12 protein-coding genes, 1 pseudogene and 1 riboswitch are annotated in these 12,035 nt (G+C 75.1%); of the genes and pseudogenes, 9 read left to right on the top strand and 4 right to left on the bottom strand.

Annotated features, from left to right (window positions below; all coding sequences use genetic code 11):
- Positions 1 to 15: 15 nt before the first annotated feature.
- A complete protein-coding gene (locus tag ACWEO5_RS05230) occupies positions 16 to 483 on the top strand; it encodes an NUDIX hydrolase (protein ID WP_452160300.1) in 468 nt (155 codons plus the stop codon).
- Here the strand turns inward: ACWEO5_RS05230 and ACWEO5_RS05225 are convergent.
- Complete coding sequence (locus ACWEO5_RS05225; RefSeq protein ID WP_452160298.1) at positions 471 to 1,034, bottom strand: HD domain-containing protein; 564 nt, start codon at positions 1,032 to 1,034, stop codon at positions 471 to 473. The two genes, ACWEO5_RS05230 and ACWEO5_RS05225, sit on opposite strands and share 13 nt — an antisense overlap.
- A 355-nt stretch (positions 1,035 to 1,389) precedes the next feature.
- Here ACWEO5_RS05225 and ACWEO5_RS05220 point away from each other — a divergent pair.
- Positions 1,390 to 1,473 (top strand): annotated as a pseudogene (locus ACWEO5_RS05220) (DNA-binding response regulator); the annotation flags it as partial.
- Positions 1,474 to 1,751: 278 nt separating this feature from the next.
- Positions 1,752 to 2,282: a protein-tyrosine phosphatase family protein gene (locus ACWEO5_RS05215; RefSeq protein ID WP_452160296.1), complete on the top strand. Its 531-nt coding sequence runs from the start codon at positions 1,752 to 1,754 to the stop codon at positions 2,280 to 2,282.
- Between the two features lie 35 nt (positions 2,283 to 2,317).
- Here ACWEO5_RS05215 and ACWEO5_RS05210 read toward each other — a convergent pair whose 3' ends face one another.
- Both ACWEO5_RS05210 and ACWEO5_RS05205 read right to left on the bottom strand, forming a co-directional pair.
- Entirely contained in the window at positions 2,318 to 3,484 is a 1,167-nt protein-coding gene (locus tag ACWEO5_RS05210) for a phosphoribosylaminoimidazolecarboxamide formyltransferase (protein WP_452160294.1), read from the bottom strand.
- Between the two features lie 37 nt (positions 3,485 to 3,521).
- A riboswitch (ZMP/ZTP riboswitch) is annotated at positions 3,522 to 3,611 on the bottom strand.
- Between the two features lie 143 nt (positions 3,612 to 3,754).
- Positions 3,755 to 4,333 (bottom strand): TetR/AcrR family transcriptional regulator, encoded by a 579-nt coding sequence (locus ACWEO5_RS05205; protein ID WP_452160292.1) that lies wholly within the window; start codon positions 4,331 to 4,333, stop codon positions 3,755 to 3,757.
- A gap of 113 nt (positions 4,334 to 4,446) precedes the next feature.
- On the opposite strand from ACWEO5_RS05205, the gene ACWEO5_RS05200 reads away from it, so the two are divergent.
- The 5 genes from ACWEO5_RS05200 (at position 4,447) to ACWEO5_RS05180 (ending at position 9,808) form a co-directional block, all read left to right on the top strand.
- The gene (locus ACWEO5_RS05200; protein WP_452160290.1) at positions 4,447 to 5,457 is read left to right on the top strand and encodes an NADP-dependent oxidoreductase; all 1,011 of its coding nucleotides are present in this window, start codon (positions 4,447 to 4,449) and stop codon (positions 5,455 to 5,457) included.
- Positions 5,458 to 5,521: 64 nt separating this feature from the next.
- A complete protein-coding gene (locus tag ACWEO5_RS05195) occupies positions 5,522 to 5,908 on the top strand; it encodes a nuclear transport factor 2 family protein (RefSeq protein ID WP_452160288.1) in 387 nt (128 codons plus the stop codon).
- Between the two features lie 123 nt (positions 5,909 to 6,031).
- Positions 6,032 to 6,766 (top strand): SDR family oxidoreductase, encoded by a 735-nt coding sequence (locus ACWEO5_RS05190; RefSeq protein ID WP_452160286.1) that lies wholly within the window; start codon positions 6,032 to 6,034, stop codon positions 6,764 to 6,766.
- Between the two features lie 193 nt (positions 6,767 to 6,959).
- A complete protein-coding gene (locus ACWEO5_RS05185) occupies positions 6,960 to 9,191 on the top strand; it encodes an MMPL family transporter (protein ID WP_452160284.1) in 2,232 nt (743 codons plus the stop codon).
- Between the two features lie 155 nt (positions 9,192 to 9,346).
- Positions 9,347 to 9,808: a hypothetical protein gene (locus tag ACWEO5_RS05180; protein WP_452160283.1), complete on the top strand. Its 462-nt coding sequence runs from the start codon at positions 9,347 to 9,349 to the stop codon at positions 9,806 to 9,808.
- Positions 9,809 to 9,840: 32 nt separating this feature from the next.
- Here ACWEO5_RS05180 and ACWEO5_RS05175 read toward each other — a convergent pair whose 3' ends face one another.
- Positions 9,841 to 10,314, bottom strand: coding sequence for a nuclear transport factor 2 family protein (locus tag ACWEO5_RS05175; protein ID WP_452160281.1), 474 nt, complete (start codon positions 10,312 to 10,314; stop codon positions 9,841 to 9,843).
- A gap of 221 nt (positions 10,315 to 10,535) precedes the next feature.
- Here ACWEO5_RS05175 and ACWEO5_RS05170 point away from each other — a divergent pair, with 221 nt between their 5' ends.
- Complete coding sequence (locus ACWEO5_RS05170) at positions 10,536 to 12,026, top strand: amidase (RefSeq protein ID WP_452160279.1); 1,491 nt, start codon at positions 10,536 to 10,538, stop codon at positions 12,024 to 12,026.
- Positions 12,027 to 12,035: the final 9 nt, after the last annotated feature.

Below are 12,035 nucleotides of genomic sequence, written 5' to 3'. Positions count from 1 at the left end.
AGGGGATCGCCACACATGGGCAGGACTGAGTACTACAACGACCCGAGCGCGCCCAAGGCCAACACCCTCATCCCGGCCAGCAACCTGCTCGTCGTCGACGACTCCGGCGCCGTTCTGCTGCAGCGCCGCCGCGACACGGGCCAGTGGGCGCTGCCCGGCGGAGCCCAGGACATCGGGGAGACCGCCGCCCAGTGCGCGGTCCGCGAGTGCCTGGAGGAGACCGGCATCGTCGCCGAGATCACCGGCTTCCTCGGCGTCTACACCAACCCGCACCACATCGTCGCCTACACCGACGGTGAGATCCGCCAGCAGTACGAGAACACCTACATCGGTCGCCCCGTCGGCGGCGAACCCACGATCAACGACGAGGCCGACGGCGTCCGCTTCGTCCGGCCCGCCGACCTCGACCAGTACGACATCCACCCCAGCATGCGCCAGCAGATCGGCGACTACCTCGCGGGCACCTACCCCTACCTGGGGTGAACCGCCAGCGCCGCCTCCACCCGCGCCACGGCCGCGAGGATCTCCGGCGACGCCCGGCTGATGAACCGTCCCACCACGCTCTCCGCCCCGTAGCGGCCGAGGATCTCCGCCACGCGCGCGCCGGCCGTGGTCGGGAGGCCGTCGGGCGTCGTCGTCATGTCGCACCACACCAGTGCGTCGACCAGGCGCTGGTCCGCCGGCAACGGGAACTCGGCCTCCAGCACCCGCCGGAGACCGCGCTCCTCCGCTTCGAGCAGCGCGAACGAGTGGTTCGCCACCAGCCGCGTGAGCTGATCGTCCGCTCCATGGGCGTCACGGAGGAACCGCGCGCCGTCGAGCGGGTGGAACCCCGTGGCCGCCAGCCTCGGCGCGTAGCCGACGTCGTGCAGCAGAGCGGCGCGGACGAGGAGGCCGGTCCGGGGCCCCAGGATTCCTCCGAGCCGTCCGGCCTGCTCGGCCACGCCCCGGGTGTGCGCCCAGCGACGGGGCAGCGGCCCGGCGAGTTCGTGCTCCGCCAGCGCCCTGGCCCAGGAGGTCGGTTCCGTCCGCATGCCCCGGTGCTTCCCGCGCTGACGGGCCGTGACACCCCGGCGGGCGCGGTTCGGCGGGGAGGGTGGGGAGGCCTGGCTCCTCGGGCGGGGTGGTGCTGGGTTCACCATGAAGTCGGGTGCGGGCTTCATGGTGTGCTCCTGCGGCGGTGGCCTACCGTCGAGCCGTGATGATTCGACCCGGGCTGAGGCGCCCGGTCCTCCGAGCCCGGCGGGTGCGGCGCGACGCCGGCTTCCTGGCCGTCGGCGTCCTGCCGCACCTGGCCCTGGTGCCGGTGTGGTCCTGGGCCGCGACGTTTTCCACCAGGACGGGGCGGTGGGGGCCGGCCCCGCCACCGGGACGGGGCTGAGCGGGCTGGCCAAACTCGACCTCCCGGTCGCCGACACCGGCCACCGCCGCGTCCTGGCCGTGCTGCGCTTCCTCGGCACGCCGCACCCCTGAACGAACCGGCCCGGACGGACCGGCCGGGAGGGCTCGCCGACTCCTCGGGCCCGGCGGGTGGTGCTAGCCTCGGTGCACCGCCCGCCGCCGCGCCGCGCCCGTTCGTCCGCGCGCGCCCGTCCGGTCGGCCGTTCCCCGCTGCCGACGCCCCGGTCCGCTGTCCTGCCGACCGCCGGGCCGGTACGCACCGCACCACGTAGCGCACCGCGCACCGCGCACCGGCCGCCCCCTCCCGCGCGGCCGAACACCCCCGCCCCGTCCGGAGGTCGGCTCCCGTCATGCGTCCCGCCCTGTTCACGATCGACCGTCCCGGACCGGGTCGGCTCAGCACCATGGCCCGGCCGCGCGGCGGCGACTGGTTGGCGGAGGAACTGGCGGCGCTGGCCGCCCTCGGGGTGAGCGGGCTGGTCAGCGCGCTCACCCCGGCGGAGTCCGCCGAGCTCGGGCTGGCCGCGGAGGCCTCCCTCGCCCGGGCCGCCGGACTGCGCTTCACCGCCGTGCCGATCCCGGACCGCACCGTGCCCGTCCTGTCCGAAGTCCTGCCGGCGGTGGACGAGTTGACCCGGCGTCTGGCCGCGGGCGACCACCTGGTGGTGCACTGCCGGGCCGGGATCGGCCGCTCCTCACTACTGGCGGCCGCCGTCCTGGTCCGCTCCGGCGCGGACCCGGACGACACCTGGGACCGGATCGCCCGGGCCCGCGGCCTGGCCGTCCCGGACACCCCCGAACAGCGCGCCTGGACGGACCGGATGCCCCGGCGCCCACAGCGGGACGCCGATCGCGGAAGGCCGGTGACGGAAGGCCGGTGACGGGACTCCGGTGACGGGGCTCCGGCACCCGGCCGTCAGTGGTGGAACAGCCGCAGGCCGGTGTGGACCAGGGTGATGCCGTGTTCGGCGCAGGCGGTCTCGACCTCGGCGGAGCGCAGCGAGCCGCCGGGTTCGGCGATCGCGCGGACGCCGTGGCGGCGGGCGTGGTCGACGTTGTCGCGGAACGGCAGGCAGCCGTCGGAGACGAACGCGACGCCGTCCAACTCGGCCGCCCAGCGGGCGCGTTCGTCGGGTCCGAGCTCGTCGGGGACGTCGCCGCCGCCGCTCAGGGCGGCGGCGAAGCGGGTGCGCTCGTCGGGGGTGAGGTCGCCCTCCAGGTAGCGGATCCGCCAGTTGATCCGGTCCTGGCGGCGGATCTCGGGGCGGAAGTCGAGGGCCCGGACGGCGGGGTGGCGGCGCAGCCACCAGGTGTCGGTCTTGGCGCCGGCCAGCCGGGTGCAGTCGACCCGGGACTGCTGGCCGGCGCCGATGCCGAGGGCGGCGCCGTCGCGCAGGTAGCAGACCGAGTTGGACTGGGTGCGGCGCAGCACGGCGAGGCCGAGCAGCAGGTCGTCGGCGGCGGCGGGGGTGAGGGTGCCGGTGCGGACGTCGGCGAGCAGGGCGGCGGTGAGCGGGGTGGTGTCGGTGTCCTGGACCAGGCGCAGGCCGTGCACCTCGCGGGTCTCGACGGCGGACGGGACGTACCGGGGGTCGGCTTCCAGGACGAGGTAGCGGCCGCCCTTCTTCCGGGTCAGCACGTCGAGGGCGCCGGGCGCGTAGCCGGGGGCGACGATGCCGTCGGAGACCACCCGGGCGAGCAGGTCGGCGAGTTCGGCGTCGACCTCGTGCGAGACGGCGACCAGGTCGCCGTAGGAGGACTTCGGGTCGGCGTCGCGGGCCCGCAGGTAGGCGGAGGTGAGCGGGCCGACGGCGGCCGGGTCGAGGGCGTACGGTTCGGCGGTGGCCGGGTCGACCGGTCCGGCGAGGGCGGCGCCGGCCGGGGAGACGTGCTTGAAGGAGGCGGCGGCGGGGCGGCCGAACATGGCGGCGGCCTCGCTGACCAGCTGCCAGGCGTTCAGCGCGTCCAGCAGGTTGACGTACGAGGGCTGTCCGTTGAGCAGGCGCAGCGGCAGCTCGGCGCCGGGCAGCGGCTCGATCCGGGCGCGGGTGTTCTGCGGGTTGATCCCGTACCGAAGGTCCATGGCGGTGGCCCCCTCCGTGAAGTCGCGTGTCGGCTTCGGAGGACACCCAGGCGGACGGTGCCGGTCCCGTGCAGTGCGGTGCCGCTCCCCGGTGGTGCTCCACCTCTCGCCAGTCGCGACGGCGCCGATGCTAGCAGCCTCCGGCCGGGGCGGGCCGGGGGCGCTCACGCCCGCGCCCGCGCCAACACCGCACCCGCACCCGCACCCGCGCCAACGCCCCCGTCCGCACTCCCGTCCGCGCTCCCGTCCCCGTCCGCGCCCGACCTGGCGTCAGTGGCGTTCCTCCTCGGCGCCGCGGTCCGCCCCTCCGGTCAGGACCGCGTCGGTGATCACGGTGAAGAGGTGGTCGGCGAACGGTACGAACGAGCCGTGGTCGCCGAGCCACGCGAGGGCCGCGACGAGGGCGAACAGTTCCGCGCCGTCGAGGTCGGCCCGGGCCGCGCCGCCGTCCTGGGCGCGGGTGAGGAGCCGGGTGCCCGCCGCGCGCATGGTGACGCAGGAGGTGTGCAGCGCGGAGTCGGGGTCCGCGATGGCGGCCGCCATCAGCTCGGTGACGCCCCGGTACTCGCGGGCGAGCGCGACGCAGTCGCGCAGCCACGCGACGAGGGCGTCCTCGGGCGGGTCAGAGGCTTCGAGTGCGGCCGCCCGGTCGGCCAGTGCGTCGAAGCCCTCCCGGAGCAGGGCGTCGAGCAGCGCCTCCCGGGTCGGGAAGTGCCGGTAGAGCGTGGGGAGGGCGACGTCGGCCCGCCGGGCGATGTCGCGCAGGGACGCGTCGGCGCCCTGTTCGGCGACGGCGACGCGCGCGACGGCGAGCAGGTGGTCGCGGTTCTTCCTGGCGTCGGCTCGCAAGGGTCCTCCTTTGACATGCGTAGCAGTGCTACTTATATTCGTACCACTGCTACGGATATGCGTAGCGGTGCTACGCCTAGCCTATCCCGCCTGCGGGAAGAGGGAGAATCACCATGTCGGCGAAGACGATGAAGGCGATCCGGCTGCACGAGTTCGGCGGCCCCGAGGTGCTGCGCTGCGACGAGGTGCCGGTCCCCCGGCCGCAGCCGGGCGAGGTGCTGGTCCGGGTCCACGCCGTCGGCCTCAACCCCCCGGACTGGTACCTGCGCGACGGGATGCCCGGCATCCCGCCCGAGCTGAGGCCGCCCGTGCGCCTCCCCGCCGTCCCGGGGTCGGACGTGTCCGGCGTGGTCGCGGCGGTCGGGGCCGACGTGGCGGGCTTCTCGGTCGGCGACGAGGTCTTCGGCATGCTCCGCTTCCCGAGCTTCGACGGCCGCGCGTACGCCGAGTACGTGACGGCGCCCGCCGCCGACCTCGCGCACAAGCCGGCCGGCGTCGACCACGTGCACGCCGCGGGGGCGGCCATGTCGGGGCTCACCGCGTGGCAGCACCTGGTGGAGCTCGGGCACGACCACCCGAACCCCCTCCAGGAGGAGCAGCACCGACCCCGGCCGCTGGGCCCCGGGATGACGGTGCTGGTCAACGGCGCGGCCGGCGGCGTGGGGCACCTGGGGCTGCAGCTCGCGAAGTGGAAGGGCGCCCGGGTCGTCGCGGTCGCCTCGGGCCCGCACGAGCGGTTCCTGCGCGAGCTCGGCGCCGACGAGTTCGTCGACTACACCAGGACCGCGCCCGAGGAGGCCGTCCGTGACGTCGACCTGGTGCTCGACACCGTCGGCGGCCCCGGGAGCGGTCGCTTCCTGCGGACGCTCAAGCCCGGCGGCGCGCTGTACTACGTCTTCTTCGCCGCGTACGACCCGGCGGAGGTCGCCCGACTGGGCGTCACCACCTCGGGCACCCAGGTGCGCTCGAACGGCCGGCAGCTCGAAGAACTCGGCCGCCTGCTCGACACGGGCGCGCTCCGCGTCGCCGTCGACAGCACGTTCCCGCTCGCGGAGGCCCGCGAGGCGCACGAGCGGGCGGCCCGCGGGCACCTCCGGGGCAAGATCGTGCTCACCGCCGCGTGAGGGACGCCCGGCCCGTGAGCACCACGACGAGAAGCGCGTCCCGCGCGACGACGGGAGGACCTCGATGAGCACGCTCAAGGACGCCGTCGACGACCTGTTCAACAACCGGCGGCTACCGGCGCACGAGGCGGTCGACCGGCACTTCGCCCCCGCCTTCCGCCAGCGCGTGGACGGGAGTTGGGTCGACCGCGCCGGGTTCCTCGCCCGCGTCGTCCGGCTCCGCGAGGCCGTCGAGCGCGCCGAGGTCACCGTTCTGGACGAGTTCGCCGACGGCAGCGGCTACGCGGAGCGCCACGTCGTCGAGCTGGTCGACCGCGACGGCGGCCGGACCGTCCAGGAGGTGTACGTGTTCGCGCGGCGCGACCCCGACGGCCGCTTCGTCCGGATCGAGGAGACGGCCGTGACGCTGCCGAGCGGTCCGGCCGACCGCGGCCCGACCGACCCGCGCTAGCCGACGCCCAACACCCAACACCCGGCACCCGGCACCCGAACGCACTTGCTCCGCACCGCCCGCACCGGACACCACGGGCCGCCCGCCCTCACCCCCCTTCCACCCCACCTCAGAGGAGTCCCCATGCCCACTGCCCTCATCACCGGCGGCACCAGCGGCATCGGCCGAGCCACCGCCGAACTGCTGCACGAGCGCGGGTACCGCGTCGCGGTCACCGGCCGGAACCCCGAGTCGATCGCGCGGGCCCGGCGCGAACTGCCGCCGGAGGTGCTCGTCGTCCGCGCCGACGCCCGCGTCACGGCGGACACCGACGCCCTGATCGAGTCGGTCCGCGAGCACTTCGGCTCGCTGGACCTGCTGTTCCTCAACGCGGGCGTCTTCCGGCCCGCGCCGGTCTCCGAGGTGACCGAGGATGCCTTCGACGAGGCGGTCGACGTCAACTTCAAGGGCCAGTACTTCACCCTGCAGAAGGCGCTGCCGCTGCTGACCGACGGCGGCTCGATCGTCCTGACCGTGGGGATCGTCGGGGCCGACCGGGGAGCGCCGGGCGCCACCGTGGTCGCGGCGACGCGCGGGGCGCTGCTGGCGATGCTGCCGTCGCTCGCGCTCGAACTGGCGCCCCGGGGGATCCGCGTCAACGCCGTCAGCCCCGGATCGACCGAGACCCCGCTCTACGACAAGCTCGGTGTTCCGGCCGAGGCGCGGGCGGCCATGAGCGCGGGCATCCCGTTCCAGCGGTTCGCGACGGGCGGGGAGGTGGCCGAGGTCGTCGCGTTCCTCGCCTCGGACGCCGCCCGCTACGTCACCGGCCAGGAGGTCACCGTCGCCGGCGGCCTCGGGCTCGGCCTCGGCGGCTGACCGCCCCCGGCACCCACCCGGCGCCCACCCGTACGCCGCGACCGCCCCGCCCCGCCCGGGCCGGGCCGGTGGCGGCGTACGGGTGGGTTCGGCCGTGTCGCGGGCCGGGTGGCCGGGGCGGGCGGCGGGGGCGTGGCTACCGTTCGGAGTCCGGTCACCGGGTGCGGGTGACACCGCGTCCCCGGGAGGGTCGATGTCCTCGTCCGACACCGTGTCAGGGTCCGTGCCGGAGCGGGGCCGCGGCCTGCTGTGGCGGCTGGGCGCGTGGTGCGCCCGGCGGCCGGTGCTGGTGCTGGTGGGCTGGCTGCTGGTGCTGGCGGGGGTGCAGGTCGCGAACCACGCGGTGGGCGGCGGCTACTCGGACGACTTCTCGCTGCCGGGCTCCCAGGCGCAGGACGGCGCGAACGTGCTGGCCGCGCACGAGCCGGCGATCGGCGGGACGAGCGCGCAGGTGGTGCTGCACGACGGGCAGCCGCTGACGCAGTTCCAGTCGCAGGTGGACCAGGCGGTGACGTCGCTGCAGCACCTGCCGCACGTGCTGTCGGCGCAGGACCCGCTGCCGCCGCCGGGCCAGGCCCCGCAGCCGGGCGGGCCGCTGTCCGCGGACGGGCTGACGGCGTACGTCACGGTGCGCTTCGACGGGGTGCTGGCGACGTTCGGCGACGACTACCTGGACCAGGTGGACGCGGCGGTGGCGCCGCTGCGCCAGGCCGGCGTGCAGGTCGAGTACGGGGGCCCGCTGGGCGAGTTGGCGCGGCCGGCGCCGAGCGACCGGGTCAGCGAGCTGATCGGGTTCGGGGTCGCGGTCGTGGTGCTGCTGCTCGGCTTCGGCAGCGTGATCGCGGCGGGGCTGCCGCTGGTCAGCGCGCTGCTGGCGGTGGTGGTGGGCCTGGGGCTGCTGGGCCTGCTGGCGGCGCTGACCACCTTCGCGACGGTGGCGCCGACGCTGGCGACGATGATCGGGCTGGGGGTGGGCATCGACTACGCGCTGTTCCTGCTGACCCGGCACCGGCAGGGCCTGATCGACGGCGCGGACCCGGTCGCGGCGGCCGGGCACGCGGTGGCGACCAGCGGCCGGGCGGTGCTGATCTCCGGCTGCACGGTGGTGATCGCGCTGGCGGGCCTGTCGGTGTCGGGCATCTCGTTCATGGCCAAGCTGGGGCTGGCGGCGGGCGTCACGGTGGTGACGGCGGTGTGCGGCGCGCTGACGCTGCTGCCCGCGCTGCTGGGCCTGGTCGGCCGCCGGATGGACCGCTTCACCGTCCGCCCGCCCGTGGCGGAGGGCGGCGGGGAGCCCGAGGGCGTCGAGCCGACCGGCGTGTGGCACCGGTACGCCCGGCGGGTCGAGCACCGCCCGTGGCGGTACCTGGCGGTGGGCCTGGTGACGGTGCTGGTGCTGGCGGTGCCGCTGCCGTCGATCCAGCTCGGGCACATCGGGGACGGCGCGGACCCCACCTCGTTCACCGACCGGCGGGCCTTCGACCTGATGTCGGCGGCGTTCGGTCCGGGCTCCAACGGCCCGCTGACGGCGGTGGTCGACCAGACCGCGGTGCCCGCCGCCGACCGTCCGGCGCTGGCCTCCGCCGTCCAGCAGGCGCTGACCGGCGTGCCGGACGCGGTGAGTGACGTGCCGCCGCTGCAGACCAGTTCGGACGGCGACGTGCTGTTCACCACCGTCACGCCCGCGCAGGCCCCGCAGGACCGGCGGACCACCGACCTGGTCGGCCACCTCGTCGAGGAGGTGCTGCCGGGCGCGGTCGCGGGCACCGCCGCGGCCACCTACGTCACCGGCACCACCGCCGCCCAGGTCGACTTCCTGGACCTGGTGGCGAGCCGGCTGCTGCTGATCATCGCGGTGGTGGTGGCGCTGGCCTTCCTGATCATCCTGCTGGTGTTCCGGGCCCCGCTGGTCGCGCTGAAGGCCGCCGTGCTGAACCTGGTGTCGATCGCCGCCTCGTACGGGGTGCTGGTCGCGGTCTTCCAATGGGGCTGGGGCGGGCCGGCGCTGGGCGTGTCGGGCAAGGTGCCGATCGAGAGCTACGTCCCGATGATGATGTTCGCGATCGTCTTCGGCCTGAGCATGGACTACGAGGTGTTCCTGCTCTCCCGGGTCCACGAGCGCTGGCGCCGCACCGGCGACAGCCGCGGCGCGGTCGCGCACGCCCTGGAGACCACCGCCCGGGTGATCGGCTGCGCGGCCCTGATCATGGTCAGCGTGTTCGCCGCGTTCATCGTCAGCGACAACGTGGTGATCAAGATGATGGGCCTGGGCCTGGCCGTCAGCGTCCTGATCGACGCCACCGTGGTCCGGCTGCTGATGGTCCCCTCCGCGATGACCCTGCTCGGCCCCGCCGCCTGGTGGACCCCGCGCTGGATGGACCGCCTGCTCCCGGACCTCGACGCCGAGGGCCTCAAGAACGGCTGACCGCACCGGCCCGGAACGGGAAGGCCCAAGTGCCGGGTCAGGCAACCTTCGCCCGCCGCGACTCCCGGCAGAGGCCGCCTGACCCGGCACTAGGCTGGGCGGGCCAGCCGCCCGGGTCCGCCGGGCGGCGGCGTCGGCGAGGGGGACCGAGCACCGTGAACGCCTGGTTGGGCACCGTGATAGCGCTGGCCGCGCTGCTGCTGTCGGCCGTCACCGCGTACCGGCAGCACCGCCTCCGGGGCCGGCAGGAGCGGGCGGCCGAGGTCACCGCGTACTTCCACCGGACGGCGGAGTTCGCGAAGGTGAAACTGCCGGACGAGACGGTCCGGGAGGCCGGGTACCACCTGGTGGTGTGGAACCGGGGGCCCGCGCCCGCGACCGCCGTGCGGGTCGAACTCGCCGCCGCGGACGGGGATCCGGTGCAGCTCGCCGACCTCGCGCCGGACGAGTTCCCACTGGCCCGGATCGACCGCGACGGCCGCTACCCGCTGCCCTGGCTGCCCGTCGGGACCGTGCACCGCGGCGAGCGCCGCTTCACCGTGCGGCTGCGCTGGGAGGACGGGAACGGCCCGCAGGAGCGGCTGCTGCCGCTGCGCAAGGGCCAGACCAGCCTGTGAGTCCGTGAGGGGGCCGCTGCGGGCGGCGGGCGTCAGCCCCGGGCGGCGGCTTCGGCCATCATCCGCTTCAGCCCGCTGACGTCCCGTTCGAAGCTGAACTCCCGCAGCACGGTGGCCCAGTGGCCGTCCGCCCAGCGCCAGACGAAGGTGTAGCGGGCCGGGACGCCCTGCTCGCAGCGGTACATCACCACGGTGCCCTGGTCGCCGTGCCGGGTGGTGGCCAGGAAGCGGACGTCCCGGGTGTCCTCGCCGATGCGCTGCCCCTGCGCGGCCAGGCCGCGGAAGCGCGCCATGAAGTGCGCCTTGGTCAGCCGCACCACCTGGCCGGCCTCGTCGATCCGCAGGTTCTCGAACTCCTCGTCGTACAGCGCCTCCAGGGTCGGCAGGTCCATCGCCGTGCCCGCGGCCAGGTACTCCCGCATCCGCGCGACGAGCGACTCGTCCAGCACCTCGTCCGACGCCGCGTCCGGCACCTCGTCCAGCGTCGCGCCCGGCTTCACGTCCATGGTTCCTCCGCCTCTCCCGCCGGTGCGTCCCGGCCTCGGTGACAACGGTCCCGGCACCCGCCGTCAGATCGCCGGCAGATCACCGGCAGCGCGCCGTCAGCGCGCCGTCGATCGCCGCAGCAGCGGCTGACCGGCCGTCATGATCTGGCGGAAGATCGCTCAACCCGCTTGCTCGGAAAGGTATTTCGTGCCCCCGACCGAGCTCACGTACCGTCCCGTCCATGGAGAAATGGACCTACGCCACGGCCCGGGAACTCACCGCGGCCCTGCACGCCGGGGACGTCACCTCGGTGGAACTGACCGAGGGCGCGATCGCCCGGATCGAGCAGGAGGACGGGGCGCTCAACGCGGTCTGCGCACCGGACTTCGAGCGGGCCCGGTCGGCCGCCCGGGAGGCCGACCGGGCGTTGACGCGCGGCGAGCGGCGGCCGCTGCTGGGGATCCCGCTGACCGTCAAGGAGTCGTACAACGTCGCCGGGCTGCCGACCACCTGGGGGATGCCGCAGTTCCGGGACCACGTGCCGGACGAGGACGCGCTGCAGGTGGCCCGGGTGAAGGCGGCCGGCGCGGTGGTGCTCGGCAAGACCAACGTGCCGCTGGGGCTGCGGGACATCCAGACCTACAACGAGATCCACGGCACCACCAACAACCCGTGGGACCACGGCCGCACCAGCGGCGGCTCCTCCGGCGGGTCGGCGGCCGCGCTGGCCGCCGGCTACGGCCCGCTGTCGCTGGGCACCGACATCGCCGGCTCGCTGCGCACCCCCGCCCACTTCTGCGGCGTGTACGCGCACAAGCCGACCCTGCACCTGCTGCCGACCCGCGGCATGGTGCCGCCGCACGCCCCCGCGCTGCCCGCCGACATCGACCTCGCCGTGGTCGGCCCGATGGCCCGCTCGGCCGGCGACCTGGCGCTGCTGTTCGACGTGATGACCGGCCCCGACCCGCTGACCCTCGGCCTGGCCCACGCCACCGTGCTGCCGCCCGCCCGCCACGACCGGCTGGACGGCTTCCGGGTGCTGGTGCTGGACGAGCACCCGCTGCTCCCGACCGGCGCCGACGTCCGCGCGGGCATCGCCCGGGTCGCCGACGCGCTCGCCGACGGCGGCGCCCGGGTCGAGCGGCACAGCCCGCTGCTGCCCGACCTCGCCGACGGCGCCCAGATCTACCCGCTGCTGATGTTCTCCGCCCTCGCCGCCAACTTCCCCCCGGCGCAGTACGAGCAAGTGCGGCGGCTCGCCGAGCAGTTGAGCGAGGACGACCACAGCCTGGGGGCCGCCCGGCTGCGCGGCTCGATGCTCAGCCACCGCGACTGGCTGGCCGCCGACCACCGCCGCGAACTGCACCGGCGCGGCTGGCGGGAGTTCTTCGCCGAGTTCGACGCCGTCGTCGCCCCGATCACCCCCACCGCCGCCTTCCCGCACCAGCAGGACCCCGACCTGCTGGGCCGCCGGATGACCGTCGACGGCACCACTTTCCCCTACTTCGACCAGCTGGCCTGGGCCGGCCTGGCCACCATGCCGGGCCTGCCCGCCACCGCCGTCCCCACCGGCCTCTCCGCCGAGGGCCTCCCGGTCGGCGTCCAGCTGATCGGCCCGATGTACGAGGACCGCACCCCGCTGCGGCTGGCCGAACTGCTGGAGGAGCGGCTCGGCGGCTTCCGCGCCCCGGCCGCGCTGAGCCGTTGGGCCGTTGGGCCGTTGGGCCACTGAGCCGCTGAG

It is taken from the genome of Kitasatospora sp. NPDC004272, assembly GCF_053603035.1.
The sequence above is the reverse complement of the archived record's forward strand: the minus strand, read 5'-3'. Positions and strand labels throughout refer to the sequence as shown.

Excerpts from the sequence above, each read along its gene's own strand:
- ACWEO5_RS05230 (WP_452160300.1), top strand. The coding sequence starts at position 16 with ATGGGCAGGACTGAGTACTACAACGACCCGAGCGCGCCCAAGGCCAAC.
- ACWEO5_RS05225 (WP_452160298.1), bottom strand. The coding sequence starts at position 1,034 with ATGCGGACGGAACCGACCTCCTGGGCCAGGGCGCTGGCGGAGCACGAA.
- ACWEO5_RS05215 (WP_452160296.1), top strand. The coding sequence starts at position 1,752 with ATGCGTCCCGCCCTGTTCACGATCGACCGTCCCGGACCGGGTCGGCTC.
- ACWEO5_RS05210 (WP_452160294.1), bottom strand. The coding sequence starts at position 3,484 with ATGGACCTTCGGTACGGGATCAACCCGCAGAACACCCGCGCCCGGATC.
- ACWEO5_RS05200 (WP_452160290.1), top strand. The coding sequence starts at position 4,447 with ATGTCGGCGAAGACGATGAAGGCGATCCGGCTGCACGAGTTCGGCGGC.
- ACWEO5_RS05195 (WP_452160288.1), top strand. The coding sequence starts at position 5,522 with ATGAGCACGCTCAAGGACGCCGTCGACGACCTGTTCAACAACCGGCGG.
- ACWEO5_RS05190 (WP_452160286.1), top strand. The coding sequence starts at position 6,032 with ATGCCCACTGCCCTCATCACCGGCGGCACCAGCGGCATCGGCCGAGCC.
- ACWEO5_RS05185 (WP_452160284.1), top strand. The coding sequence starts at position 6,960 with ATGTCCTCGTCCGACACCGTGTCAGGGTCCGTGCCGGAGCGGGGCCGC.
- ACWEO5_RS05175 (WP_452160281.1), bottom strand. The coding sequence starts at position 10,314 with ATGGACGTGAAGCCGGGCGCGACGCTGGACGAGGTGCCGGACGCGGCG.
- ACWEO5_RS05170 (WP_452160279.1), top strand. The coding sequence starts at position 10,536 with ATGGAGAAATGGACCTACGCCACGGCCCGGGAACTCACCGCGGCCCTG.